Genomic DNA, 26,976 nt, shown 5'->3' with positions numbered 1-26,976 from the left:
GATGATGGTAGAGGCCAAAAAATGCATACCCGCCCGAATCACCTTCCCTGGTCCGACTGGTCGACCGGGCAGGCAACATGACACACTCCGGCCGGTGTTGTTTGAGCAAAGGGAAAATACCGTTTTTTGATCCACAGGGCCACATTGACCAGGCCGATGAGCACGGGAACCTCCACCAGGGGGCCGATGACCGCTGCAAAGGCCTGACCCGAGTCGAGACCGAACACGGCCACGGCCACGGCAATGGCCAGCTCGAAATTGTTGGAAGCCGCCGTGAAACTCAGCGTTGTGGACTGCTCGTAGTTCGCCCCGACCTTCCAGGACATATAGAAAGAGACTAAAAACATGATCACGAAATAGATACACAGGGGAACGGCGATGCGGACCACGTCCAGGGGAAGCTGAACGATATGCTCACCCTTGAGAGAAAACATCACCAGGATGGTGAACAGCAGGGCGATAAGCGTCACCGGACTGATCCTGGGAATGAACACCTGTTCGTACCAGTCTTTTCCCTTTATCCGCAGTCCCACGATCCGGGAGATGATCCCGGCCAGAAAGGGGATGCCCAGATAGATACACACAGACTCGGCGATGCTCCCCATGGATATGTGCACCTCCATGCCTGCAAGACCCAGAATCGGAGGCAATACGGTGATGAACACGTAGGCGTAGACGGAAAAGAACAGGACCTGGAATATGGAGTTGAAGGCCACCAGACCGGCGCAATACTCGCAGTCCCCACCGGCCAGATCGTTCCACACGATAACCATGGCAATACACCGGGCCAGCCCGATGAGAATCAGCCCGACCATATATTCATTATAGCCGGACAAAAAGGCCACGGCCAGCAGAAACATGAGCACCGGACCGATGATCCAGTTCTGAATCAGCGAAAGGCCGAGCACCCTGGTGTTCCTGAATACCCTGCCGAGTTCCTCGTACTTCACCTTGGCCAGGGGCGGATACATCATCAGGATCAGCCCCAGGGCGATGGGGATATTCGTGGTTCCGACCTGGAAAAAGTTGATCACGGACTTCACGCCGGGGGCGAGAAAGCCAGTCCCGACCCCGACGAACATGGCCAGAAAGATCCACAGGGTCAGGTAGCGGTCCAGAAAGGAAAGTCTCTTGATGACGGGTGTGGTGGTCATGGAGTCTCCTTGACAGAGTTTTCCGGTTTAAATGGTGAGGGGCTGAAAAGCAGGGCCGATTTGGACCATCCTGTTTTGGTCGGCTCGAAAATCCATCACATAGACCGAAGTCTGGCATACAATCGTTGCACATGATGCGCAAACCATCTCCCCATATCTTTCCAGCTCTGCGTGAAGAGCGCGAAAACGCCTCCCATTGCGCTTGCAAAACCAACCCCCACAGGGCAGCCCGGCGTGCCGCAGAAAGGGCAGATCGAGGTAGCGGAAATCAAACCGGTAAATGCCAGCCACCACTTTATGTAGTGTACCATCCATGCAAAAAACGGATGCCTGGCATGGTGGTGACGGTGTTCCTTGGTCGACAAATCATCCATAAAAGCACCTTTGGTTACATAATGTGCGGTTGTAGGATTCGATCACAAGCGATGTTCATGCTGACCCCACACCAATATTTCCGACCCTGTCAGGCACTCTTAAAACATTCAGGGTCCTGACAAGGCCGGAAAACATTCCAAGATCTCAGCGTTTCACGACAAAAACCGGGGAGCTGCAATGCCGGATCACATGTTCGGAGACCGACCCGAGGAGCAGTTCGGCAACATTGCTCCTCCCATGCGATCCCAGAACCAGCACATCCGGTTTTTCCTCGGCTTCAACCTCGAGGATTTTTGTATGCGGAATGCCCCGTTCGATGCGTATGGTCACCTTGTCGACCCCGGCTTCCTCCAATGTTTCTTTGAGCGCCTTCATCTTTTTGCGGGCAGCCTCTTCCAGTTCCTTAAAAACATCCTCCTGGAAGGAAGCCAGATCCCGCCCGAACCACACGGCACCCTGGGCCATGCTTCTGACCCGTCTTTCATTGACCACATTGAGCAGGACAACATGCTCGAGCCCCATGGCCTTCAAACCGGTCAGATAGGGTCGGGCCTTCCTGGATACATCCGAAAAATCAGTGGGAAACAGTACCTTGATTTTGATAGTGGAAGACATGATTTCTCCTTTGCGAGAGATTGGGTTTTCAATCCTTTCCGGGCTACAGGGACAGGTTCAACAGGGCAAAGATACCCGTCATCTTGAGTCCCATATAGAACATCACCAGCACAAAGATGTACTTGAGCTGTTTGGCCGGGATGAGATGGGCGATCCTGGCACCCACAACGGCCATGGGGATACTGCATCCGGCCAGAAGAATCCATTGCAGCCAGTTGATATATCCCGTTGACCATGCAGGAAGTCCCGGGACTCCCAGTCCATTGAAAAGAAAGGAAAGCGCCCCTCCGATGGAGGTGAAAATCATGAGTGCGGTGGATGTCCCCACGGCCTGATGTATCTTGAACTTCAGACAGAAAACCATAATGGGGATAATGAGAACTCCTCCCCCGATGCCGATGAGTCCGGAGACGATACCCAGGGGAATCCCCCAGAGCACAAAGGCGGCCATACTCTGGCTGGGCTCTTCGTCCACCTTTGGGGGCTTTGCCGTCAGCATGCGAAGTCCGCCGATGATGACGGACACCCCAAAGGCAACGGTAAGAACCTTTGCCGGGAGCATTGTGGCTATCCACGCACCCACAAAGGCCCCGCAGGCCCCGGTGAGGCCCAGAACAATGCCTGCCTTCCAAAGAACAGCATTTTTCCTGGTGTGTGCGATGGCCCCGCTCAAAGCAGTGGGCAGGACAACCATGAGATTGGTCCCAAAAGCGATTCGGATGGCGATGGTAGGATCGACCCCCATAGCCTTCAAGGCCCAGAACTGGACCGGTACCATGATAAAACATCCTCCGACACCGAGAAGCCCGGAGGCAAAACCGACCCCGCCACCCGTAGCGAGCAGGGCCAGGATAATTCCTGAAGTCATAACTTTTTCCTTTTGTTGAGTTATCTATTGCGTTGTCTGAACCACAAGAACACAACAAAAGAAGCTAGACCCCCGGCCACCGGCATGGGCAGATCTTTTTTTTCTGAAAACGGATCAGGGATTGCGTCATGATTTTCCTTCCAGACAGCGGGTTAACACCCCGAATCAAAAAGCCTCTCTTGACCCGCCGATACGCGTTATCACGAAGAAACGTCTTTTCTAAAACAATTTGAAAATCAGTTTCACGGCCATGAGCATGAGCACCACGCCCAAAAATTTCTTGACCATGCTCGGACGCATCCTCTTGTGCATGACAATGGTTCCCAGGTACCCGCCGGCCCAGGCGGCCAGACCGGCAAAAGCGAGCAGTCGCCAGGAGACCGAACCCATGGCAGCGTAGGTCACAAAGGCGGAAAAGGAGGAAAAAGGCACGGCAAAGGCGGTGACTGCGGCAATCTTCTTGGGATTGAATCCCTGCAGAATCATGAGCGGTGAGATGAGGCCACCGCCGCCGATACCAAGCAGCCCGGAAATAAAACCGGCCGTAACGCCCACAAGAGTCGGTCCGAAAACGGGGCGGTCCTCCCGGTACTGATCTGCGTATTTTGCTCCCTTGAAAAAGAGCATCATGGAACCGGAAAAAAGCAGAAAACCGATAAAGGCAAGCATGACGTACTGCGTGGGAATGAGATGCCCCACCCAGGCACCCACCGGGGCCAGAATGACAGAGGCGGTGATGATGGGAATCCCCAGCCTGAAATCAAGCCGCTTCTCTCTGATATTGGAATAGGTGGCCCCGACCATACTCACGGTGTTGACGAAGAGTCCCGTAGGCCTGGCCAGACCGAAGGGAACCCCCAGCCAGGTCAGGGTGGGAATGAGAATCACGGCCGAGCCAACACCTCCGAGAGCGAAAACAAAGCTCAGTCCAAAAGAGAGCGAAATGATGACAAGGGTCAGTGAATCCATGATCAGTCCGCTACATCTTGGCCAGAGGACCGGGCTTGAAAATGGTGATCAGGTCTTCCATGGATGCGGTCAATCCCTTGACCTCGTCAAACCCGTTCGCCCGCAGATAGGTGTAGGCAACGGCTCCGCGAAAGACCGAAGAGCAAAAGGCGATGATGCACTTGTCTTTTGGCAGCTCGTCCAGACGATGGGGAAGCTCGTGCAGGGGGATGTGAATGGCAAAGGGAAACGCGGCATATCCGAGTTCCTGATCCGTGCGGATGTCCAGAAACAGGAAATGCTCATTGCCAAGCACCTTGCGCACCCCTTGCACGCTCATTCCGTGTTCACCCGAGCCTAGAAAATCAAAATCCATTTCCGCGACAATTTCATCGAGCATCTTCATTGCTTCTCCTTTGTTTACAGATTGCATACCGGTCGATACGAACCAGACGTTCAAGCAGCTCCCTGATCTCTGAACTTCGGCCCGCCCAGACCAGAACCTCGGACAAAACAGGCAGGCACGGGGAGTTGGGTGCAAACGAGGGCAGAAAATAGATCACAAACTGTCCATCCTTGCGCTTATCCACCAGCCCCGCCTCCTCGAGAATCCGCAGGTGCTTGGAAATGATCGGCTGGGCCAGATCAAGGGCCGCATGGATCTCGCACACGCACAATTCACGCACTTCGAGCATCTTCACGATCTTGATCCGCCCGGGATCCGCCAGGGCCTTCATCACTTTGACCAGCTCTTTCATAGGTATATCTCCATATTTCTAAATAGCAATATAGGGTCATGCAGGGTTCGTCAATGGGTAATTGTTTTACATTCAAGGCAAATTTGTTCTTGTCCAAGTACCTGGAATAGAGTGGCCGGCTTGCCCCGTTCCGGGCGGTTTGACTGTCTGACCGAGCCAGGCATCGTTCATCAAGCCGTTGCCGGACTTTTTGCCGAAAAACCATGTTCTTATGGAGCAACGGCTTGATGGTAAGAGGCCCGCGAGGGAGTTTCAAAGCGCCCGGAATGGGGCAAGCCGGCCATGAGAACAAATCAGCCCTGCCTCACTGAGAGAGCTAATGGACAGATTTCTTGCACTTCTTTACGTCACGTAATGATTTTTCGATGAGGTTGCGCATGGGGACAGGGTTGCCGTTGAATCCGGAGATACTTGCTTGGAGCCACCCTTCCTGAAGAAGGACTTCTGGAACAATTTCATAGTCCAGGGACTCTGCAATCAGGAAAAGAAAATAACGCGTGACTCTGCCGTTTCCTTCTCGAAACGGGTGAAGGACGTTGAGCTCGGTGATGAACGGCTCGATTGTTTCTGCGAACAAAGCCTTGTCGGGGGGAAGGGCGAGAACTATTTTGTGCAGGTTTCGTAATAGAGCCGTCCCGTTCTGATGGAGGAACGCCGGAGTCGCAAATCGATTACCGCCTTTGGTAATGGGCACATTGCGCTCCTGACCGGCCCAGGAATAAACATCCTGGAAAAGGTGGTGATGGAGGGCCTTGAGGTGGGGGTAGTTGAAATCACCCGGAGGTGGATCTTCCAGGAATCGCTTGGTTACCTGGACGCGCTCAAAGGCTTCAAGCTCCGAAGCATTGCGAATTCCGGGGATATTTCTGAGAACGGATGAGTCGTCGTACGTATAGGGATCGTTAACTGCGTAACGCATTTGAGTCACGGTGAAGGTGCGAGGCGATCATGGTCTCCATTTGCTCGGACGTACAATCGGTGTCTATACAATGTTCGAACAGGGCAATCTCCTTGTGAGTCAAACCCATGCCTTCGATTTCCTGATTTACTCGAGCGAATGCAAGACGTTTCAACAATTTTTTACGTTTTTCCATGGTCTGTTTTGTTGTTTCCATCTTTTATTACTAGGCGATAGTCTGGAAAGAGGCAAGTATTGGCTGATCGGGTCAGGTTGCGATCGCCCGGTGCCATGAACGCTTCGATTTTTTTGAAGTTACGTAAAACTCAACGCAGGTAGAGCCCACAACCCGATACAAGCATGAACCGCCCGTTCGCAAACTCACACGACAACGGCGGACAAAAAAATGGACAACAACTCCGGACAACAGCAATTTTGTCCGCCATCAAGAAGATTCAAGTCGTCTGCGGAAGGTCTGCTGCGGATTTTGTCTGCGATGGTCGAGTGAGCCTTGCGAACGGGCGTCTGATGTCTTTTATGCAAATCAAATTTTCTTGTTTTTTGTGGCAGAATTTCACGACTAAGGTACTAACGCGGCCAGGCCGCAGTTTTAAGTTTTAGGTTTTAAGTTCAAACGGTTATGGAATTTTCTTGTTTTTTATAGCAGACTTTCGCGAGTAAGGTACTCAAACGAACCTGAATAGTTACAGCCGCTCCAGCAAAATCCCAAGCATCCTTCGCAGGGGTTCGGCCGCGCCCCACAAAAGCTGGTCGCCCACGGAAAAGGCGGTCAGGTACTTGGGCCCCATGTTCATCTTGTGAATCCGGCCCACCGGCACCTCCAGGGTCCCGGTCACCCGGGCAGGGGTGAGTTCCTGCATGGAGATCTCTTTTTCATTGGGAATGACCCGCACCCAGTCGTTATGCGCGGCAAGCAGGGCTTCGATCTCATCGACCGGCACATCTTGCTTCAATTTGATGGTAAAGCCCTGGCTGTGACAACGCATGGCCCCGATGCGCACGCACAACCCGTCGATGGGCACGGGGTTGTCGGAGCGACCCAGAATCTTGTTCGTTTCCGCAATGCCCTTCCATTCCTCTTTGGACTGACCGTTTTCCAGGGGACGATCGATCCAGGGGATCACGCTGCCGGCCAGGGGAACCCCGAAATACTGCGTGGGGAATGCGTCTTCACGCATGGTTGTGATGACCGTGCGGTCGAGCTCGGCAATGGCCGTGGCCGGATCGTTTAGAAGAGGGGCAGAAGCGGTGCCAATGGCCCGCATCTGATCGACCAGCTCGCGCATGTTTCTGGCCCCGGCTCCCGACGCGGCCTGATAGGTCATGGAGGTCATCCATTCGATCAGATCCTTCTCAAAAAGCCCGCCCAGTCCCATGAGCATGAGGGAAACCGTGCAGTTGCCGCCCACAAAATCCCTGACCCCTTTGTCCAGGGCCCGGTCGATGACCTTTCTATTGACCGGATCGAGAATGATCACGCTGTCATCAGCCATGCGCAGGGTCGAGGCCGCGTCGATCCAATAGCCCTTCCACCCCTTCTTGCGCAGTTCGGGATGGCACTTCTCGGTATATCCTCCGCCCTGGCAGGAGATGATCACATCCATGGTCTTTAAGAGATCGTAATCAAAGGCATCGGCCAAGGGAGGGATGTCCACGCCGATATCCGGACCGGCCTGGCCGGCCTGGGAGGTGGTGAAAAACAGGGGCTCGAACCCGGAAAAATCCTTTTCCTCGAGCATCCTGCCCATGAGTACCGATCCGACCATGCCCCGCCATCCAACAAACCCGATCCTTAGCATCGCGTCTACTCCTGATGGTAAAATGATGAAAAATATCTGACACAAAATTGCCTTATGCGAGATGCACCCCCGAAGGCAAATGGAAAATGCCGTGCGTACTTCCTGGACTTGGCACCCCGGCAGCCTCCACAACGTCTACACGGGGGCCGGACTTGATTTTACCCGAATTCGGTAGCACAGACAGTTACCCGAAACCCTGGATCGGCGAAAGATACTTCCAATGTATCCATACCTTCAAGCAACAAGACCGATGTTCTTTCACCCCGCTATCAACAACCCCTGCACAGGAAAAGCACCTTGCAACCATCCCGCAGCAACAAACTTTTCGAATGGGGCATCATCGCCCTGCTCGCCCTTCTGCTGATCTTTATCCAGCGATTCACCCCCGGGATCAGTATTCTCAGGGCAGGAACCGCCTTTACTCTCCTCGCAGCATATTGTTTTTTAAGCGAATATTTCTTCAAAAATCGCTATGATTCAAAAATCCGGGTAACCATCCATGTGACGATCACCCTGACTCTTTGCGCCTTTGTCGTCTGGTCAACAACAACAGCCTACGAGGAAAGTGCCTTCTGGGCCATATTCCTGCTTCCCATTGTAACGATTGCCATGCGTACGGGCTTGAGTACGACACTGACAGTTACAGGAATGGCCACTCTTGTCTATTTTCTGCTTATTCCCATCTACGATCTTTCTGAGCAAGAAATCATTACGGACATTCCAGAATTCATCACCCCAGCCATTGTGTTCTTCTTTGTGGCCGTGCTCGTCCAATCGCTTTCCAGGGAAATGCGCCGACAACTTCTCATTCAGCAAGACCTCAACCAAACTCTTGTTGAAAACCAACGATCCCTCAGCGATTCATTGAACCGACTGGCTCAAGCCGAGAACAAACTCCAACGCCAGGAACGGTTGGCCGCGCTCGGAGAAATGGCCGCCGGACTGGCCCATGAAATTCGCAACCCTCTGGGCATCGTGGCCTCTTCAGCCCAGCTGCTTGGAAGTTCGATCACCGCAAAAGACAAAGACACTGAGGAGCTTCTGCTTGTCATTCAGGAAGAAACACAGCGGCTTGACACGCTGTTGAACAATTTCCTGTGCTTTGGCCGTGAAGTTGTTCCGCTTCTTCAACCCTGCAATCTCAACGAATTTGTGCAAACCTGCATGAATCGATTTTCAGAATTCTTTCGTGCAAAAAACCTTGATCTCGATATCCGATGCACAGAAAAGACGCTCACGGCAAAAATAGATCGCAATCTCATGGAACAGGTACTTCTAAATCTTGTGCTCAATGCAGTGGAAGCATCATCCTCAGGTGGAAAAATCCTTGTAACATGTACATCCCATAAAAATAATGCTGTCATCGAAATCAATGATACAGGCGAGGGTATACCAGAAGCCATAAAGGACAAGGTGTTCAACCCCTTTTTCACCACAAAAACCAAAGGATCGGGATTGGGACTGGCTATTGCATACCAATGTGTCCAGGCCCATATGGGAAGTATCGACATAATTGATCATCCAGGACAAGGCACACGAGTCCGCATCAAATTGCCCATGGAGAAAAGATGACCCCGGCACACATCCTGATCGTCGACGATGAAAAAAATTATTGCGTTGTTCTCGCCCAGTTGCTCCGCCGGGCCGGATACACGGTGACCACTGCGGACAATGGTTTTGCCGCCCTGGAGATTCTCAACAGGGAGGCGATGTCCATCGTGCTTGCGGATCTCAAGATGCCCCGGATGGATGGGTTGACCCTTTTTAAATCGGTTCGTGAAGAAATCGGTGAAATCCCCTTCATCATCATGACAGCCTTCGCCTCGGTGCAGACGGCTCTCGATTCCATCAAAGCCGGTGTGTTCGATTATATCCCTAAGCCCTTTCATAACGACCAAGTATTGGTCACAGTCGAGCAGGCCCTGTCCATGTACCGGGTTCAGCTGCAAAACCAAGCACTGCGACAGGAGATGGAAAAAAACTTCGGCAAGGAACTCATTGGCCAAAGCCCAGCCCACAAGAAACTCATCCAGGAAATCGCCCAGGTAGCTCAGGCTCCTTCACCGGTCCTGATCACTGGAGAAACAGGGGTGGGCAAGGAATTGGTGGCCAAGACCTTACACCGAGCCGGTTCAAGGTCCACCAATCCCTGGGTGGCCATCAATTGTGCGGCGCTGACCGAGACCCTGCTTGAAAGCGAAATCTTCGGACACGAACGAGGCGCATTCACCGGAGCCTTGGAACGAAAAAAGGGACTGGTCGAGGTTGCCGACGGTGGGACCTTGTTTCTCGACGAAATTGGCGAACTCTCGATGGCCTTTCAGGCAAAACTACTGCGCTTCCTCCAAGAAAAGACGTTCCGCAGGGTGGGGGGAGCCATTGAAATTTCGAGCAACATCCGTATTCTGGCCGCCACCAACAGAGACCTTCAGTCTATGGTCGAACAGGGAACCTTCAGACAGGATCTCCTATTCCGGATCAGAGTGATCGAATTGAGAGTCCCGCCCCTGCAAAAACGCAGGGAGGACATTCCCCTGCTGGCAGTCTTCTTACTCAAAAAAACAGCTGAGGAACTGGGCAGATCAATGTCCGAAATCTCCCCCGAAGCCATGGCTTGTCTCGAAGCATATTCCTGGCCCGGAAATATCCGAGAACTGCGAAACGCCATTGAAAGGGGTATCCTGTTCAGTACAACGAATATCCTCGAGGTTGAAGCCCTTCCAGGAGAAATCCGATCCATTCATGCGGCAGCCAGACCGCTCCCGGCTTATGACGCAGAGTTGTCGTCCAAGGATTTTTCCCTGCCCATTCACCTTGAAACCGTGGAGCGGGAAATCATCCGGCAGGCCCTGATTCGATCCCAGGGAATCCAGGCCAGAGCGGCCACACTTCTGGGCATCAGCCGGAGCAATCTGCAGTACAAGCTCAAAAAACTTCGCATGGAATAACTGTACACATCCCGAACTAGTCACCCCCTGCAAAATCTCCCAAACGCCACACATGACGTACAAGATTCATGACATCAATCATGAATCTTGTAGCCGCGCGTACAAATTTTTATACACCAGTTCCCTCCTCCAAACCCAACAGCCTCGTTTTAATAATAAAATTTCATGGCACATTTCTTGATGGTGCTCTTTTGAGTTTTTGTCATACCCCGGAGCCAACCAGACCCAATCAAACTCAGAAAGATATATATGAACAGCTTTTCATGGCTCAGCCGCTTTCTACCGCTTCAGATCATTTCCCTCTTCTATCTGGGCATTTCGGTGCTGCTGCGCCTTGTCCTGTGGAAAATTTTCGGCCAGCCGGCTCAAGTATCCTGGACAGAAATGCCTTCCATTCTTGGAGCCGGAGTTCTCAACGACTGCATCACTCTGGTATTTTTGAATATTCCCGCCGTCATCTACCTCACCTGTATGCCCGACAAACCAGCTTGCTCCAGGAGACAAAAGGGCTGGTTCCTCCTGCTCGTCTTTCTGACTCTCTTCGGCCTTATCTGCCTTGCCGAAATCGAATTTTTCTTTTTCTGGAAATTTGACACCCGCTTCAGTTTGATAGATGTTGATTACCTCATCTCCCTCCGAAATATTCTGACACCTATCTGGCACCCCGATTCCATAGTGATATTCATCCTCATTAGTGGGCTGACGTCCGCCCTCTTTCTGATGAAGCTTCAGCCATTTTTGGTTCGAGCCTTTGAGTACCCAGCCGACTTCAAGCCCCGGATTGCCTTTCTGGCTGCCTACGTCCTCCTTGCGCTTCCAGTTCTCTGGATTTCCTCGGACGAATTCAACATCTCCGATAACGATACCGCGAACGAGCTGTCACACAACGGCATAAGCAGCCTCTTCCGCGCCTTCAATTCTCGATCTCCAGATGACAATTTTGATGACCGGTCCATGGACTATAACCGACGTCTTAACTGGGCAAAAAAACAAAAAAGGCTTCTGCCGCCAACTCAGTCCAAAATTATGAAGACATCGGCAGATCCTCCTGCCCGTTCTGATCGTGGCAAGAAATCGGATATGGATAGGCAGCTGCCCATCCTTTTGAAAAAAATGATCATACTTAGTCTGTTCAGCAAAGGATCCCCATGAAACTCTCGATTGCCCGTCCCGACCGATACCGGTTGGTATTTTTCTTCCTTACGGCCTGCATTACGACCTCGTTGGTTTTGCGGATTGTTTTCACAGCCCTTGTTTTTCCCGAAATCGGCCACACGCCGGGAACGCTGTTGCGTATTTTTGCCACAGGCTGTTTCTACGATTTGGTGGCCTCACTCTACTTGGCCATTCCCCTGTTGGTCTATCTGACTGTTGTTTCCCGACGATTTTTCAATACCCGGATGAACCGCGTGATGCTGTTCGGCCTTTTTTTCGTGACCTTCACCCTTCTGCTGTTTGATTGTGTAGCGGAATTTCTGTTCTGGGACGAATTCGGGGTCCGGTACAACTTCATCGCGGTAGATTATCTTGTATACACCAATGAAGTGATAGGAAATATCCTGGAGTCCTATCCTGTTCCCACGCTGTTTGCCGGTATCTTTGCCGGAGCGGCAGGACTTGTTTTCGTGTTCCGCAAGCGTATCGGGGTAATTGAAGAGGCGGCCTTATCGGTGGGCAAACGGGCATTGGTCGGTCTGATGCTGGTCATACTCATGATCTGTAATTATCACTTCATTGATACCTCATGGGCCTCATTTTCCAGAAATATGCACGAAAATGAATTATCAAAAAACGGGATATACCAGCTCTTCTCAGCATTCATCAATAACCAGCTCGACTATGACACATTTTATACAACCATGCCTGTAGACAAAGGCTTTGCGACCCTGCACCAGGCTATGGGGGTGCAAAACGATGCTTTCCAGGACAAGATGATTACCCGTACCGTCATGCATCAGGGGAAAGAAAAAAAAACCAACGTGGTGCTTATCATGGTTGAAAGTCTGAGCGCCAAATACCTGGGAGCGTTCGGCAGTACCAGAGGCATCACTCCATTTTTGGATAATCTAGCCAAAGAGAGCCTTGTTTTTACCCGTTTTTATGCCACCGGGACCCGGACAGTTCGGGGCATGGAAGCCGTCACCCTGTCTGTTCCGCCTACTCCGGGACGCTCTATCGTCAAACGGCCGGACTGTGGAAACATGTTTTCCGCCGGATTTCTGTTCAAAGAACGGGGCTACAACACGACCTTTTTGTACGGAGGGTACGGCTATTTTGACAACATGAACGCTTTTTTCGGCAGCAATGGTTTTGATATCGTGGACAGGAATAATTTGGCCAACGAAGAAATCACCTTCGCCAATGTCTGGGGGGTATGCGACGAGGACATCTTCCGGCGTTCTCTCAAAGAATTCGATGCATCTTATAAAGCCAACACGCCCTTTTTTGGCTTTGTCATGACCACCTCCAATCACCGCCCCTTCACCTATCCCGAGGGAAAAATCGATATTCCCTCCCATGAAGGCCGCAACGGCGGGGTCAAATATACCGATTATGCCCTGCAGCAGTTTTTTGAAACGGCCAGGACAAGACCCTGGTTTGATAATACGATCTTTGTGGTGGTGGCGGACCATTGTGCCCACAGCGCCGGAAAATCCGAACTGCCGCTGCACCGATATCACATTCCGCTGTTTTTTTACGCCCCTAAGCTGATAGAACCCGGAAAAGTAGATACCCTGGCAAGCCAGATCGATCTCATGCCCACCCTACTGGGAAAACTCAACTGGAACTATAAAAGCAAATTCTTCGGTCGAGATATTCTGGCAGAAGGATTTGTCCCCCGCGCATTGGTCGGAAATTACCAAAAACTGGGACTGGTTGAAAACGGCACCCTGACTATTCTGGAACCCCAAAAAAAAGTAGGCAGTTATAAAATAGCTGACGAGACCATGTATGAGAGTAAAACCGAGCCCATCCTCCTGACAGATGTGCAAAAGGACCGAACTGTAAGCTATTACCAGAGCGCGAGCTATCTGTACAAACACGGATTGAACCGGTGGGACAAAGACATATCCATTTCCTTGACCGGGAATGATGCTCCGCAACCCGCTCAGAAACAGTAACCATGAATCGAAAAAAGATACTCACAAGTCAGCTTGCTGCTGTCATCCTGCTAATCATGGTGACAGCTCTCTTCGAATACACAAACCTCGATCTTGTAATTCAAGATCATTTTTTCAATTTTAACACAGGAACCTGGATCGTTGCGGATAGTAATCAGTTTTTGCGAACTATTTTTTATTCCGGAAGCAAAAAAATGATTGTCGCCTTGGGGGTGCTCAGCATTCTCTGTCTGGGACTGTCCTTTAAAAAGAACGACTTCCCGTTAAGGCGAAAAGGACTGGTCATTTTTATTTCCGCGCTGATCCTTGTCCCCTTCCTGGTGGCTAGGGCAAAACAGGTTACAAACATGTACTGTCCGTATCAGATCCAACGGTACGATGGCGTTTATCCCTATGTAAAACTCTTTGAAAGCTATCCCAATGGATTTCGACCAAAACGCGCGGGCAAATGTTTTCCAGCAGGGCATGCTTCAGGTGGTTTCGCAATGATGGCATTATTTTTTATGTTCAAAAAACGCAGGCACAAAATAACGGGACTGGGTACAGGCTTGGCCATGGGCTGGATCATGGGACTCTATCAGATGTTCAGAGGGGCCCATTATCTCAGCCATACAGTGGCAACTATGCTTCTGAGCTGGTTCATCATCTGCATTATCCACCAGTTTGCAACGCACCTCGAAAACAAAAAATACTTTACATGGATCAAAGAGCCTCGCCAAAAGCCAATCTATGAGGACGAACATTTCAATCTGCTAACCACTTCGAGATGAACCTCCCAAAATTTTGAATATTGAACACAACTGAGGAGCGTTATAATATTTCTTGACCGAAAAATAATTGAAGCCGCTCAAAGTTTGGATATTCAAATGGTGGAGGTGACTTGATGAAAGTCTATACATATTCAGAAACCCGTCAAAAATTTTCTGCGGTTCTTGATTTTGCAAAATCAGAAGATGTCATCATCAAGCGGCGAAGCGGTGAAACCTTCAAGATCGTCTTCACTCAAGCACCCAAATCTCCTTTTGATGTTGCAGGGATACAAACAAAAGCAATAACTGAAGATATCCTTGACGCAATAAAAGAATCCCGGGCAGGAACTGCCGAGCGATCAGGTAAGGACTGAACAAATAATCTGAATTTGAATTTCGTTTATCTTGAAGACATTCCAAAGCAGCCCCAGAAAACTGGGAACACAGCATGGGGGCCGCTTGAGATATCCTCGAACATCAAACTAAGAAAGCGCCTTTTCAATCCTTTCCATGGCCCTGGCCACGTTGTCATGACTATTGAACGCGCTGATCCGGATATACCCTTCTCCGCATTTGCCGAATCCCGCCCCGGGCGTGCAGACCACGCCCGCCTCGCTCAAAAGAAGATCAAAGAGCTCCCAGGAACCCCGGTTGCCGCTGACCCAGATATAGGGGGAATTCTCGCCCCCCACGCAGGCGAATCCGAGCCCCTGCATCTTTTCCCGGATCAGGGCGGCGTTCTTCAGGTAATAGTCTGAAAGTTCGCGGACCTGTTTTTTGCCTTCCTCGCTGTAAACGGCTGCGGCGGCCCGCTGGACCGGATAGGAGACCCCGTTGAACTTGGTGGAGTGCCTGCGGTTCCACATGGAGTGCAGGTCATGCGCCTCCCCGTTGTCGTCAAAAGCACGACAGGTCTTGGGTACGACCGTATACGCGCAGCGGGTGCCGGTAAACCCGGCTGTCTTGGAAAAACTCCGGAACTCGATGGCCACCTCTTTGGCCCCCGGAAGCTCGTAGATGGACTGGGGCAGAGTTTCATCCCGGATAAAGGCCACGTACGCGGCATCATAGAGAATAAGCGCATTGTTTGCCCGGGCGTAATCGACCCATTCCTGCAGGGCCTCTTTGAAGATCGTCGTGCCGGTAGGGTTGTTGGGGAAACAGAGATAGATGAGATCCACGGGGTGTTCGGGCAGGGCGGGCACGAATCCGTTCTCGGCCGTGCAGTCCATGTAGGTGATGCCCTCATAGCGGCCATCCTTGTACGCCCCGGTCCGTCCGGCCATGACATTGGTGTCCAGATAGACCGGATAAACCGGATCGGGAATGGCCACGCTGATATCCCGGGCAAAGAGTTCCTGAATGTTGCCGGTATCGCACTTGGCCCCGTCACTGATGAAGATCTCGTCGGCAGCAATGTCTGCCCCGCGGACCTGAAAATCTTCGGCAGCAATAGCCTCGCGCAGAAAATCGTATCCCTGCTCCGGACCGTATCCACGAAAGGTCTTTTGTTCGGCCATCTCGTCCACAGCCGTGTGCATGGCCTGGATACAGGCAGCGGGCAACGGCATGGTCACGTCCCCGATCCCGAGGCGGATGATCTCTTTGCCGGGATGGGCCTTTTGGAAGGCAGCGACCCGTTTGGCGATGTCAGAAAAAAGATATGAGGCCTGTAATTTCGTGTAATGTTCATTAATGCGAATCATGGTTCACTCCGGAGTTTTCGTTCATGGAAAGATTCCGTATACCGAGCCTTTGCCTGATTGACAATCGTGTCTCTTTGGTCACATGCGACCTTCACGGTTGCAAATGGGCCCGATTAGTGAGAAATAACCAATCTGGTTCGAGGGGAGGGTGTGCAGAAAAAATCCCGGTTTTCTCCTCAATGTTCGTCAATCATGCAATCAAAACCCACACAATACAATCACGATACCATGGAGCCATTCTCATGAAAAAAGCCTTTTTGACACTTGCGTGTCTCCTGTTTTTTGCCACTGCCTGCTCCCAGGAAAACGATACTGCAAAAACTTCCGATACCTCTCAGACCCTGACCACCCAGCAGGAAAAGGTCAGCTACGCCATTGGCATGGACATCGGCAGGACCATCAGCCAGCAAGGACTTGACGTGAATCCCGAATTCGTCGCCCTGGGTATCGATCACGCCTTTGCCAACGCGACCACTCTGCTCACCCCTGACGAGGCCAAGGAAGTGCTCATGCAGTGGCAGCAGGAACTGATGGAAGAACGAGTCCAGGAAATCAAGAAGCAGTCTGAAGAAAATGCCGCCAAGGGCAAGGCATTCCTCGAGGAAAATACCAACAAGGAAGGCGTGGTCACCCTGGAAAGCGGTCTCCAGTACAAGATCATTGAAGAGGGTAATGGCACACGTCCCGCAGAGGACGACATCGTCACCGTGCACTACAAGGGAACCCTGGTTGACGGCACTGAATTCGACAGCTCCTACTCCCGGAACGAACCGGCCACCTTCCCTGTCAACGGCGTGATCAAGGGGTGGACCGAGGCACTGCAGAAGATGAAAACCGGTGACCACTGGATGATCTATATCCCGGCAGAACTCGCCTATGGCGAACGCCAGGCCGGTCCGACAATCGGCCCCAATTCCACATTGATCTTCGATGTCACCCTTTTGTCCATCCAGGACAAGGAGGCTGCCGGCGATTCCATGGGTGCGCAAGCCGAGTAAGAGAAAGCTGCTACGACCCTGAAGGCAAAAGAGACATTTGTAAGCCGCATGGGCAGCTTGTACGCATATTCAAAAAAACGTCCGGAACGGTTACCATCCTGCCGATCCGGACGTTTTAACATTGCCCGATGCCAAAAGCCCGGCGAGAGAGTTTCAAACCGATGAGTACCTTACTCGCGAAAGTCTGCCATAAAAAACAAGAAAATTTTATAACAGCTTGAACTTTAAGCTTAAAACCTAAAACTGCGGCTTGGCCGCATTAGAACGGGCGTGAACCGGCCATGCGAACAAATCAGCCTTGAGCGTCCCCGCCGGGCCCATTGACAATGTCAGGTGATCTCGTATGGTTTAAACGAGACTGTTTTTCACATTCATCCGGGAAAAACATACCCTTTGAGACGCTCTGGCTTCTCCCCCTTGGAGCTGTACGCCCTCACATGATCCATGGATGAGCTCACGGATTTTTTTCCTGCACAATGAAACATGCTTTCGCGGACACAATGTATGCCTGACCGTGCTACCCATACCCCTTCCTCTTCAGACAACCTGCCTGCAAAGGTTCAGGAGTCCGAGCTGGCCCTGAGCGAGTCCAGGGAGTTGCTCAAAAAATCCTTTTCCAAGGCCATGCTCACCAACCTGGCCATTGTCGCCTGCACAGGTATGCTCGCGATCCGATCGACCCGGCTTTTCTGGGAAAAACGGGGGAAACGCTGGACCAGCGATCTCAAGGAGTTTTCCACCAAGGCCTACAAGGCCATCAAGCAGGATGCCTTTGGCTCGGATGAGACCATCGAGACTCTGCAATTTATGGATGCACTCCCTCCAAGCGACTCTCCCCAGCTTCCTGAAAAATAATCGTAACTATTCAGGTCAAAAATGAGCAGGAGCAACAGGCTGGAATATATCGTTAGATTTGAGTGCCAGCCCGTAAATTTCAGAGATTTAAGGATTTCAGAAATTTTAGAAATTGAGGACCTGGACGCTAACCGCTTGTAATTTCTTAAATCTCTTAAATTTCTTAAATTCGTAATTCTGATTCTTGAGAAATGCACCTGAATAGTTACAAATAATCATACACGGATCGAGCCCGCGATTTAGGACTTGACCCCACAGACGACTTTCTATATCAAGCCCTTTCGCATCACGGAGGGGTTCCCGAGTGGTCAAAGGGAACAGACTGTAAATCTGTCGGCGGACGCCTTCGGAGGTTCAAATCCTCCCCCCTCCACCATGATGCACCAGACGTCCCCATCGTCTAGCCCGGTCCAGGACACCAGATTTTCATTCTGGGTACAGGGGTTCAAATCCCCTTGGGGACGCCATCATTCCCCGGTGGCTCAATCGGCAGAGCGGGTGACTGTTAATCACTAGGTTGGCGGTTCAAGTCCGTCCCGGGGAGCCAGAAAAGACAAGGACCTGGGTTTTGCCCAGGTCCTTTTTTCGTATGCATCGTTGCGCCCTAGGAAAAAGACGGGACAGACAATATATCATTATTGTCTGTCCCGTCTTTTTTTGATCCTGCCCGCCCTGCTTTCCGGTATGTTCGGATTTTCCGGACACCTCGCATAAAAATGTATAACCATGACTTGAAAAAGCGTACACTATGATTTGCCTGGCGAAGAAAAAAGATCGAACATTCTGAAATAAAAGGCTAAAAAATCTCGGCTCACATCTTGCTGATTGTCGTATCAGATCTGTCTGTGGCCTGACCCGAAGCCTCGAATCGAGAACTGTTCATCACCTTGTTACAAGGAGGGAATCATGAAACGTCTGATCCTGTTTGTCTCGCTGTTTGTCTGCTGTACGCTGGTATCCCCACCACTGTTTGCTGCAACCATCACCTTTGACGACTTTGGCCCCACCTATTCCGGAGCGGTTGGAACCTTTACCATCCAGGATGTCACCTTTGAAGATTTTTTCATGGGATATGACCAGATTGCCCAGAACTATCTGGCCGTGGACTTTGGATTTGGAACGCCAGGTACTGAAATGGCCTCGATCAATTTCGCCAACCCGGTGTATCTGACAGGATTCGACTATTTTACCACAGGCGTCGGCTGCCTGCTCAACTACGGTGGATCGCTTGTCTCAGGAGGATCATCGACCCTTGCTCAGTCGGGTTCCTGGACCATGTTTGATGGAGGTCGTGCCATGATCGATGAGTCAGAAAAAAAATACGTGGATAATATTGCGGTCCATGACGCACCAGGGCCTGGCGCATACCGTGCCAGGCCCTGGTTGTTCCCCATGTCTAAAAAACGTTTGCTCGCTGCTCGCTGCTAGTTCCACGTATCAAGGACAAACCCGATCCCGATTCTGTCCACTGCATGATCGTAGTCGATCATGCTCTCCCCATAGCCGGTAAAATACTGCACATAGCCGCTCACCCTTCCGCCCAGGGGGAAGGCCCATTCCAGCTGCAGGGCGCCCCGGTTGTGATCGAACCGGCAGTTGTTCCGCCACATGGCTCCGAATCTGTGACCTTCATGAAAATAATATACCCAGAGCTCGCCCGGACCCATGTACTCGTCAATATCGGGATTGTCGTCATCGTCCTCGGATTCGGGTATCCGGTACCATGTCTTGAGTTCAATCACAAAATCTTCGTATTCCAGCCCCAGATTGCCGACCAGACGGTTCCAACTCCGCGAAAGGGGTTCGGCGCGCCCATTCGACTGATGGTTGAGCCCGGCAGAGATGGTCCGCAGTCGGACCCCGAAAAGATCCAGATCGGTGCGATAATTCAGAAGCACCTCGGGTTCGTAATTGGTCTCCCGAAACGGCGAGGACTCCTTTGAATTGTACACCTGCCAGAAGGATCGCTGAGTATACCCGAACCAGAGGTCCATGTCCTGACCAAGAACGTCCTGCCAGAGCTTGACCTTCATGCTCAGCTGGAACGCGACCTCGGCATCCTTGACCGTATCCACCTCCCCGGTGTGATCGGGGTCTCTGTTGGGAGAGGCATTATAGGTAAAGGGCAGGATGTAATTACTTCTATGGGGCCGCAGGGCAAACCGCCCCCTGGGAACGGATTCATCGAGTTCCCACAATCCGGTCAGATACGAGGGTGGATCATCTTCGTGCGCAGAAGAAGCTTGTGCCATTTCCGCGTCTGATGAAACCGCTTGGTCCGCAGTGGGCGGGATCTGCGCCTTTATTTCCGTCTTGTCGTCCTGGACCTTTTTTCCCGCCAGCAGATCATAACACTGAAGCCGCTGGGCATCGTCCTCGATGCAGGCACATTGCTCGAGGGTCCGGGGCTGACCGGCAAAAACCGGATGCGTTGCAAACCCGCCGGTCAGACAAACTGCCGCCATCAGGGTGATCATGATTCTAAAATGGTGGTTCATGCTCCATCCCGATACAAATTTATGCGTTGATCCGCATGCATATAAACGACAAAAAATTCGCACCTATCAAGCAAGGATGAATCATGCCTTTTAGTACCTTACTCGTGAAAGTCTGCCATAAAAAACAAGAAAATTTTATAACCGCTTGAACTTAAAACCTAAAACTTAAAACCTAAAACCGCGGCTTGGCCGCATTAGTACCTTACTCAGAAAATTCTGTAATAAAAAAACAAGAAAATTCCGTAACCGCTTGAACTTAAAACTTAAAATTGCGGCTTGGCCGCATTAGCGGTTTGTCGGTTCAAACGCCAAGGGAGTTCGACAGAATCTGCACGTCCTCAATCGCATCTACTTCTTTTGCAGCCTGAACAAGAATGTTTCGCGTTTTCTGATCGAGAACGTCCAGATCCCCTCCCTTGAAATAGGTCAAAGCCCTCAGACTTTCATTAGGAGAAAAATGACGACCAAACAGGTTACACGCCGCACCCAGCCCCCTTGAGAGACTGACCCCGGCCAAGACCATTGCCGCGATATCCTGATAATCCTTGGCAGATATACGTTGCAGGATTGTTTTCACCTTGGTTGCCATGAGGTCATCGAAGGATGCCACCAGCAATACGTCATCTTCGGTCGATTCAGGCAGACCGACTCGACCAAAATGTATGCCCCCGAAAAAGGATATCTTCACCCAATCCCCATTGCCTGGAACACTCACTGACAAGGTTTCGGGTTCATCCTGAATGATGGTTCCCTGATCCAAAAAAGAAAATCTTGAGAAAATCCGATCTTTATCGAGCGGCTGGTCGGTAAAAAAATCAAAATCAACCGATTGCCGATGACCGATCCGCAGTGCAATGGCAGTTCCTCCATACAGGACAAAACCTTCCTGAACCACGGGATGAAGCCTTGGCCAGATCTCCCGCTGTACGGGTGGCAGGATTTCCAGATAGGGGGTGAACATCTTACACAAACCTCTCTCCCGGAACCGGGGGGATCTCTCGAACATCAGACGCCAGATCGAGTTTGTAATGCCAAAAATGCCATGACCGAGGACGAAACCATCCTATCTCTGCCCTGAGGATCACTTCCCGTAAAACATCCGTACCAACAAGCTCCACCAAGGCCTTTGTGTCTTCAAAAGTACCCAGGTCCATTGTCCGGGCTATAAGTTGGTACGGAAACAAAACAGCACGCTCAGGTGATTTCCACCACATGTACCTGGGGGCAAACGATTGTAAACAAGCGAGGACATCGGGTGCAAGATTCGCATCGTTTGTGATCATGTTGTAACCACCTCGCATTTTTGGTGACGCTGTTAATCCATCCTTTTATCATTCCCCATTGCGCTCGTCCACCACCCGCTTGCTTTTGCCGTAGGTTCTGGGAAGGCCCAGGGGATCGACAACGCGCACATTGCCACGAACAAGGAGTTTCTTGCGCAGCCCCACGGCAACGGCTTCGGAAAGGTTGGCGTCGAGATCGGCCGGGGTATCGGACTTGCGTTCCACGCTGATGAGCATGTGGTCCAGGCCGTCCTTGCGGGTCAGATGGATCTGATACTCCGAGCTGAGCTCGGGAAATCGTTCCAGCACATCAGCGATCTGGCCGGGATAGATATTCACCCCTCTGAAAATGATCATATCGTCGGATCTGCCCATGATCTTGTCGTGCATGGGCAGACACAGTCCGCAGGAACAGGCGTGGGGGATGATCCGGCAGAGATCCCTGGTCCGGTATCTTATAAGCGGGGCAGCCTCCTTGCACAGGGTGGTGATGACCATCTCGCCCATTTCACCCGGGGCAACCGGCTTCAAGGTCTCGGGGTCGACGATCTCCAGGATGTAATAATCCGCCCAGTAGTGAATCCCTTCGTGGGCCGGACAGTCGAGTCCCGCGCCCGGGCCATAGAGCTCGGTCAGCCCGGAGATGTCGAAACAGTCCGAAACACCCAGAAGCTGTTTGACCCGGTTGCGCATCTTCACGGTATGCGGCTCCGATCCGAAGATGAGCTTGTCAAGGGCGATCTTCTCCCTGACCCCGTGCTTCTCCACCTGTTCGGCCAGAAGCAGGGCCATGGAGGCTGTGGAGCACATGCAGGTGGACTGCATGTCCTGCAAGAACTGGAGCTGAAAATCCAAGTTACCCGGACCAAGGGGCAAAGCCATGGCCCCGAAATGCTCGCACCCCAGCTGAAACCCGGCACCCGCGGTCCACAATCCGTAGCCCACCGCGATCTGAATCCGGTCCTGCCTGGTCAGCCCGGCGAGTTCAAAGCACCTGGCCATCATGATCTTCCAATCCTCGATATCCTTCCCGGTATAGGCGAGCACCTTGCGCTTGCCCGTGGTTCCGGACGAGGCATGGACCCTGACAACCTCTTCCATGGGTACGCTGACCAGGGGAAAAGGATACCCGGCCCGAAGATCCTGGACCGTGGTAAAGGGCAGCCGGGTCAGGTCATCCAGGGTACGGATATCTTCCGGGGCCACCCCGGCCTCCTTGAGTTTTTCATGGTACGCAGTGCTTCCTTCATAGGCGTGGCGTACAGTCCACTTGAGGCCTTCAAGCTGTTTGCTCGCCAATTCCTCGTGCGTGTACTCGGGCAGAAAACGGTAGGTCGATTGCATCTGAAAACTCCTTACAAAAAAAGCCGCGGTTTGGGCCCGCGGCTTTTTTGTCTTTTCAAAAATCACCGTGGGCCACCCGGAAGCGTTCCACGATGTCAGGGCACATTTATTCTCATCCGATTGTCTGGAATAGTATGGCTGGGTTACCCCGTTTGGGACGGATTGACTGTCTGACCGAGCCAGGCATCGTTCATCGAGTCGCGCTTTGGCATCTTCCGGAACATCTTACTCGTAGTAAAAGCGGCTTGATGGTACGGGGCCGGCGAGGAAGTTTCAAACCGGCCAAAACGGGGTAAACCAGCCATGCGAACAAATCAGTCCTGTCCACGATGTATCTGGACTGGATTTTAGTGGACAACTTCCCTATACAAGGTCGCGCCACCACCAATACGTTGTCGTTGTTGCAGGTACGTGCATAATACAATGTAGTATGCGACGCCCCCCTTATCCTGTCAAGAAGGAAACCATGTACACTCTGCCGCTGCCGCCGATACCAACGGCCCTCATCACCCTCGTCTTGGGACTGGTCCTTGGAAGTTTCTATAACGTCTGCATCTTCCGGTATCTTGCCGGGACGTCCATTGTCCGGCCCGGGTCCCATTGCCCCGGATGCGGTCACGTTCTCTCCTGGTGGGAAAACATCCCGGTCATAAGCTACCTTCTGCTTCAGGGAAAATGCAGATCCTGCAAAGCGCCCATCTCCCTGCAATATCCGCTTGTAGAACTGCTTTCGGGCATCTTGTCCATGCTCCTGGCCCTGCGATTCGGCCTGGGGCCGACCTGGCTGATCATGCTGGTTCTGACCGGCCTGCTTCTTGTGGGCAGCTTTATCGATCTGCACATCTTCATCCTGCCCGACCTGATCACCCTGCCGGGGGCTGCCATCGCCCTGGGGGGCTCTTTTTTCTTTCCCCACGGATTTGTAAACGCCCTTGTGGGAGCACTTGCCGGGGCCGGCCTGTTTCTCTTCATCCAGCAGACCTACCGTTTGATCAAAAAAATCGAGGGATTGGGCAGCGGAGATATCAAACTCATGCTCATGCTTGGGGCCATGACCGGTTGGCAGGGACTGCCGATCATGATCTTCTTTTCGGCCATGGCCGGTCTTATGGTCAGTCTGGTCTATCTCAAAAAAGGCGAAGGCCGGGGTATGCAGACCGCCATCCCCTTTGGTCCGTTCTTGAGCATGGGAGCCCTGCTCTATGTTCTTTGGGGACAGGAAATCTGGGATATCTACCTGGGACTGTTCGCGTAATGCCCATGTCCAGAGAACTTCACGGCGTGGTTCTGGCCGGGGGCAAGAGCACCCGGATGGGCACGGACAAGGCCAAGGTCGTTTTTCATGGGCAGGACCTGGTGAAGCGATCCGTCACGGTTCTTGAACATTTCTGCTCCAGGGTCTGGATTTCAGGGCGCAACGCGCGCGACCACGGGCTTTCAAACCCGTGGTTCCTGGATGACGCCCCGGGGAAGGGACCGCTTCGCGGTATTCTGACCGCCTTGGAACACATCGGCCGTCCCTGCATGTTCCTTCCCTGTGATCTTCCGCTCATGGACGCACCCACCGCCTCCAGGCTGGTCGATGCCTATGCCAACCGCTCTTCGAAGATTTTGCGCACGGACTTTATCCAGCAGGAAACCGGATTCATCGAGGCACTGGTGGCTATCTACGATCCAGGGGGCATCCCGTTTATCAAAGAAGCTCTCACGCGATCACAATATAAAGTGGCCCGGGCCATTCCGGACCCGCGTTGCATCCATGTCCCCTATGCCATGTCGAATTCACGGCCTTTTTTAAACGTCAACTATCCCGAAGATCTCGAGCTTCTCGAACAGGCCGCCAATGCATTCTGCATCCTGCCCAAGGTCAAGAAACCCCGGTTCAAGGTCGCAAAAAAAGGCCGACCATCATGATCGACCCTGTGTTGTCGGTATGCCTACATCGCTGCGGCTGCATATTCGTCTTTGCCTGCCTCCTGTCTCCTGCCTCCTTTCTTTTCCTCCTGCTCGTTCCGGTTTGGGCGAACACAAGGTTCGCCCCTACAGACATTCACCTTCCATTCGCCTTTCCCGTCAGCTTTGCATAAGGTCTGCTAACCTCGCAAGCTCGCTAAGCATTCACTTTTCCCGCCTTTCCTGCGCACTGCGCCCTGCGTACTGCGCACTTTTTTCCTGTCTCCTGCCTCCTATCTCCCGTCTCCTGTCTCCCGTCTCCTGCCTCCTGCGCACTTGTTTCTACTCATCCTTGAGCCGTCTCCCCATAAGCTCCTGCACCGCTGTTCGCGGGTCCTTGTCTTCATAAAGCACCTTGTAGACCTGCTCGGTAATGGGCAGCTCGATACCGTATTCCTTGCCCAGTCCGTAGACCGAACGGGTGGTCCTGACCCCTTCAGCGACCATGTGCATGTGGGTGAGTATCTCTTCGAGCTTCATCCCCTGACCAAGCTTCAGGCCGACCTGACGGTTTCGACTCAGATCACCGGTGCAGGTCAGTACGAGATCGCCCATCCCGGAGAGTCCCATGAAGGTCCGCTCCTGAGCCCCCATGGCCTGGCCCAGACGCGACATCTCGGCAAGCCCCCGGGTGATCAAAGCGGCCCGGGCATCATGACCAAACCCGAGTCCATCGGCAATACCCGCTCCAATGGCCATGATATTCTTGACCGCCCCGCCGAGCTCCACGCCCTTGAAATCGGGGGTGGTGTAGACCCGAAAAGCGTCCGTTGAAAAAATGTCCCTGATCCTGTGCGCGAGCTGTCTGTCCTCGCATCCCAGGGAGACCGCGGTAGGCAGCTGCCGACACACCTCTTCCGCAAAAGAGGGGCCGGACAAAATGGCGTAGCGCGGCGACTTTCCTTCCAGGGCCTCGGCAATCACCCGCGACATGGGCTTTAAGGTCTCGTTCTCCACCCCCTTGCTGGCGCAGACCACCACGGGCCGGTGGGGAAAAAAATGGTAGTGCTCCGTAAGCAGACCACGGACATACTGGGAAGGCACGGCCACCAGGATGCACTCCGTATCCCGCATGGCCGCCGCGATATTCGAGGAAACCACGAGATCCGGACTCAGGGCAACCCCGGGAAGATACCGTTTGTTGATATGGTCCGCATTCATCCTTCGGGCATGATCCGGATTTCTGACCCACAATGTGACGCCAAACCCCTTGCGGGCCAGCAGATCGGCCAGGGTCGTTCCCCAGCTTCCTCCTCCAAGTACGGCTATGTGCATGCTTCCTCCTTTGCAAAACCAATGACAGCGATCGCCCTGGCTACCCGGCACAACGGGCAAAGGCAAGATCCGGGCCCACGGTTGCGATCCGGCCATGAAAAGGGTATTGGATTTTTTTTATCAATAAACCCCATCCAGCCATCATGAACGAACAGACCACACCCGTCTCTTTCACCCAGGCCGAGCACAAGGTCCTTAAGCAGCTCCAGGGATCGATCCCCCTCTCCCCCACGCCTTTTGCCGACATAGCCCGCGAGGCCGGGGTGGATGAAACCTTTGTCATCTCCCTGATCAGGGATATGAAGGACAAGGGGTACATCCGCCGGTTCGGGGCGACCCTCAGACATCAGAAGGCCGGCTACGGATTCAACGCCATGGTCGCCTGGTACGTGGAAGAGGGAGACGACATAAACGCCATAGGTAAGACCATGGCCAAGCGGCCTGAAATCTCCCATTGCTACCAGCGCAAAAGCTGCATGGACTGGCCGTACAACCTCTACACCATGATCCACGGCAAAAGCAAAGATGATTGTCTGCGGGTCGTGGACGAACTCGTGAAAGAGACCGGGGTCACCCAGTTCGATCTCCTGTTCAGCACCAAGGAACTCAAAAAAACATCCATGCGCTACTTCTGATCCAAAAAAATCCAGGACCTGATTAAAACGTGCGAACCAGAAATCAGGATGCAGGAAATTTCAGAAATTCAAACCTGCCAAAAGGCATCTCTTCAATCTCTTAGCCCTCTGAAATCTCTAGAATCTCTGAACTCTCCGAAATCTCTAAAATTTCTTAAATTTCTTAAATTTCTT

At 52.3% G+C, this 26,976-nt stretch carries 25 protein-coding genes and 3 tRNA genes; 15 read left to right on the top strand and 13 right to left on the bottom strand.

The annotated features are described in order from the left end of the window. Positions 1-38: 38 nt before the first annotated feature. The 8 genes from arsB to asd all read right to left on the bottom strand — a co-directional run bounded on the left by arsB (position 39) and on the right by asd (position 7,436). Positions 39-1,154, bottom strand: a complete 1,116-nt coding sequence (gene arsB / locus ACTVJH_RS12990) for an ACR3 family arsenite efflux transporter (RefSeq protein ID WP_455991442.1) — start codon at positions 1,152-1,154, stop codon at positions 39-41. A gap of 519 nt (positions 1,155-1,673) precedes the next feature. After that, positions 1,674-2,144 (bottom strand): universal stress protein, encoded by a 471-nt coding sequence (locus ACTVJH_RS12985; protein ID WP_455991440.1) that lies wholly within the window; start codon positions 2,142-2,144, stop codon positions 1,674-1,676. 43 nt (positions 2,145-2,187) lie between these two features. Beyond that, entirely contained in the window at positions 2,188-3,012 is an 825-nt protein-coding gene (locus tag ACTVJH_RS12980) for a sulfite exporter TauE/SafE family protein (protein ID WP_455991438.1), read from the bottom strand. 219 nt (positions 3,013-3,231) lie between these two features. Next, positions 3,232-3,981, bottom strand: a complete 750-nt coding sequence (locus tag ACTVJH_RS12975) for a sulfite exporter TauE/SafE family protein (RefSeq protein WP_455991436.1) — start codon at positions 3,979-3,981, stop codon at positions 3,232-3,234. Between the two features lie 10 nt (positions 3,982-3,991). Further along, a complete protein-coding gene (locus tag ACTVJH_RS12970; protein WP_455991434.1) occupies positions 3,992-4,360 on the bottom strand; it encodes a rhodanese-like domain-containing protein in 369 nt (122 codons plus the stop codon). Continuing rightward, a complete protein-coding gene (locus tag ACTVJH_RS12965) occupies positions 4,350-4,718 on the bottom strand; it encodes an ArsR/SmtB family transcription factor (protein WP_455991432.1) in 369 nt (122 codons plus the stop codon). The genes ACTVJH_RS12970 and ACTVJH_RS12965 overlap by 11 nt, the downstream gene beginning before the upstream one ends. 316 nt (positions 4,719-5,034) lie before the next feature. Further along, the gene (locus ACTVJH_RS12960) at positions 5,035-5,637 is read right to left on the bottom strand and encodes a Fic/DOC family protein (protein WP_455991430.1); all 603 of its coding nucleotides are present in this window, start codon (positions 5,635-5,637) and stop codon (positions 5,035-5,037) included. A gap of 683 nt (positions 5,638-6,320) precedes the next feature. Continuing rightward, a complete protein-coding gene (asd, locus tag ACTVJH_RS12955) occupies positions 6,321-7,436 on the bottom strand; it encodes an aspartate-semialdehyde dehydrogenase (RefSeq protein ID WP_455991428.1) in 1,116 nt (371 codons plus the stop codon). 297 nt (positions 7,437-7,733) lie between these two features. Between asd and ACTVJH_RS12950 the strand changes: the two genes are divergently transcribed. The 6 genes from ACTVJH_RS12950 to ACTVJH_RS12925 all read left to right on the top strand — a co-directional run bounded on the left by ACTVJH_RS12950 (position 7,734) and on the right by ACTVJH_RS12925 (position 14,629). Continuing rightward, positions 7,734-9,008: an ATP-binding protein gene (locus ACTVJH_RS12950; protein WP_455991426.1), complete on the top strand. Its 1,275-nt coding sequence runs from the start codon at positions 7,734-7,736 to the stop codon at positions 9,006-9,008. After that, positions 9,005-10,384 (top strand): sigma-54-dependent transcriptional regulator, encoded by a 1,380-nt coding sequence (locus ACTVJH_RS12945; RefSeq protein WP_455991424.1) that lies wholly within the window; start codon positions 9,005-9,007, stop codon positions 10,382-10,384. Before ACTVJH_RS12950 ends, ACTVJH_RS12945 begins: the two co-directional genes overlap by 4 nt. Positions 10,385-10,633: 249 nt before the next feature. Then, positions 10,634-11,536, top strand: coding sequence for a hypothetical protein (locus ACTVJH_RS12940; RefSeq protein WP_455991422.1), 903 nt, complete (start codon positions 10,634-10,636; stop codon positions 11,534-11,536). Then, on the top strand, positions 11,533-13,506 hold the full coding sequence (locus ACTVJH_RS12935; RefSeq protein WP_455991420.1) for an LTA synthase family protein: 1,974 nt from the start codon (positions 11,533-11,535) through the stop codon (positions 13,504-13,506). Before ACTVJH_RS12940 ends, ACTVJH_RS12935 begins: the two co-directional genes overlap by 4 nt. Positions 13,507-13,508: 2 nt before the next feature. Next, entirely contained in the window at positions 13,509-14,276 is a 768-nt protein-coding gene (locus ACTVJH_RS12930) for a phosphatase PAP2 family protein (RefSeq protein WP_455991418.1), read from the top strand. A 113-nt stretch (positions 14,277-14,389) separates the two neighbouring features. Beyond that, positions 14,390-14,629 (top strand): hypothetical protein, encoded by a 240-nt coding sequence (locus ACTVJH_RS12925; RefSeq protein WP_455991416.1) that lies wholly within the window; start codon positions 14,390-14,392, stop codon positions 14,627-14,629. A gap of 108 nt (positions 14,630-14,737) precedes the next feature. On the opposite strand, the gene ACTVJH_RS12920 is transcribed toward ACTVJH_RS12925, so the two are convergent. Continuing rightward, the gene (locus tag ACTVJH_RS12920; RefSeq protein WP_455991414.1) at positions 14,738-15,961 is read right to left on the bottom strand and encodes an LL-diaminopimelate aminotransferase; all 1,224 of its coding nucleotides are present in this window, start codon (positions 15,959-15,961) and stop codon (positions 14,738-14,740) included. Positions 15,962-16,203: 242 nt separating this feature from the next. Between ACTVJH_RS12920 and ACTVJH_RS12915 the strand changes: the two genes are divergently transcribed. From ACTVJH_RS12915 to ACTVJH_RS12890, 6 genes are all read left to right on the top strand, one after another. After that, a complete protein-coding gene (locus ACTVJH_RS12915; RefSeq protein ID WP_455991412.1) occupies positions 16,204-16,959 on the top strand; it encodes an FKBP-type peptidyl-prolyl cis-trans isomerase in 756 nt (251 codons plus the stop codon). 504 nt (positions 16,960-17,463) lie between these two features. Then, positions 17,464-17,814: a hypothetical protein gene (locus ACTVJH_RS12910; protein WP_455991410.1), complete on the top strand. Its 351-nt coding sequence runs from the start codon at positions 17,464-17,466 to the stop codon at positions 17,812-17,814. Positions 17,815-18,104: 290 nt separating this feature from the next. Then, positions 18,105-18,190: transfer RNA gene (locus tag ACTVJH_RS12905), tRNA-Tyr, on the top strand. Positions 18,191-18,203: 13 nt separating this feature from the next. Further along, positions 18,204-18,281 (top strand) — tRNA-Glu (locus tag ACTVJH_RS12900). A gap of 4 nt (positions 18,282-18,285) precedes the next feature. Next, positions 18,286-18,361 (top strand) — tRNA-Asn (locus ACTVJH_RS12895). 359 nt (positions 18,362-18,720) lie between these two features. Further along, positions 18,721-19,242 (top strand): hypothetical protein, encoded by a 522-nt coding sequence (locus ACTVJH_RS12890; protein ID WP_455991408.1) that lies wholly within the window; start codon positions 18,721-18,723, stop codon positions 19,240-19,242. Here ACTVJH_RS12890 and ACTVJH_RS12885 read toward each other — a convergent pair. The 3 genes from ACTVJH_RS12885 to ACTVJH_RS12875 form a co-directional block, all read right to left on the bottom strand. After that, a complete protein-coding gene (locus tag ACTVJH_RS12885; RefSeq protein WP_455991406.1) occupies positions 19,239-20,312 on the bottom strand; it encodes a phospholipase A in 1,074 nt (357 codons plus the stop codon). The two genes, ACTVJH_RS12890 and ACTVJH_RS12885, sit on opposite strands and share 4 nt — an antisense overlap. A 301-nt stretch (positions 20,313-20,613) precedes the next feature. Further along, positions 20,614-21,273 carry a nucleotidyl transferase AbiEii/AbiGii toxin family protein gene (locus tag ACTVJH_RS12880; RefSeq protein ID WP_455991474.1) on the bottom strand — a complete coding sequence of 220 codons (660 nt, stop codon included), beginning with the start codon at positions 21,271-21,273 and terminating at the stop codon, positions 20,614-20,616. Between the two features lie 370 nt (positions 21,274-21,643). Then, positions 21,644-22,939, bottom strand: coding sequence for a phenylacetate--CoA ligase family protein (locus ACTVJH_RS12875; protein WP_455991404.1), 1,296 nt, complete (start codon positions 22,937-22,939; stop codon positions 21,644-21,646). A 466-nt stretch (positions 22,940-23,405) separates the two neighbouring features. On the opposite strand from ACTVJH_RS12875, the gene ACTVJH_RS12870 reads away from it, so the two are divergent. Together ACTVJH_RS12870 and mobA are read left to right on the top strand one after the other, a co-directional pair. Further along, positions 23,406-24,194, top strand: a complete 789-nt coding sequence (locus ACTVJH_RS12870) for a prepilin peptidase (RefSeq protein WP_455991402.1) — start codon at positions 23,406-23,408, stop codon at positions 24,192-24,194. A 5-nt stretch (positions 24,195-24,199) separates the two neighbouring features. After that, a complete protein-coding gene (gene mobA, locus ACTVJH_RS12865) occupies positions 24,200-24,853 on the top strand; it encodes a molybdenum cofactor guanylyltransferase (RefSeq protein WP_455991400.1) in 654 nt (217 codons plus the stop codon). A gap of 321 nt (positions 24,854-25,174) precedes the next feature. On the opposite strand, the gene ACTVJH_RS12860 is transcribed toward mobA, so the two are convergent. Next, positions 25,175-26,167, bottom strand: coding sequence for an NAD(P)H-dependent glycerol-3-phosphate dehydrogenase (locus ACTVJH_RS12860; protein ID WP_455991398.1), 993 nt, complete (start codon positions 26,165-26,167; stop codon positions 25,175-25,177). A 143-nt stretch (positions 26,168-26,310) separates the two neighbouring features. Between ACTVJH_RS12860 and ahbB the strand changes: the two genes are divergently transcribed. Continuing rightward, positions 26,311-26,802, top strand: a complete 492-nt coding sequence (ahbB, locus tag ACTVJH_RS12855) for a siroheme decarboxylase subunit beta (RefSeq protein WP_455991396.1) — start codon at positions 26,311-26,313, stop codon at positions 26,800-26,802. Positions 26,803-26,976: the final 174 nt, after the last annotated feature.

The organism is Desulfoplanes sp. PS50 (assembly GCF_053851535.1).
The sequence above is the reverse complement of the archived record's forward strand: the minus strand, read 5'-3'. Positions and strand labels throughout refer to the sequence as shown.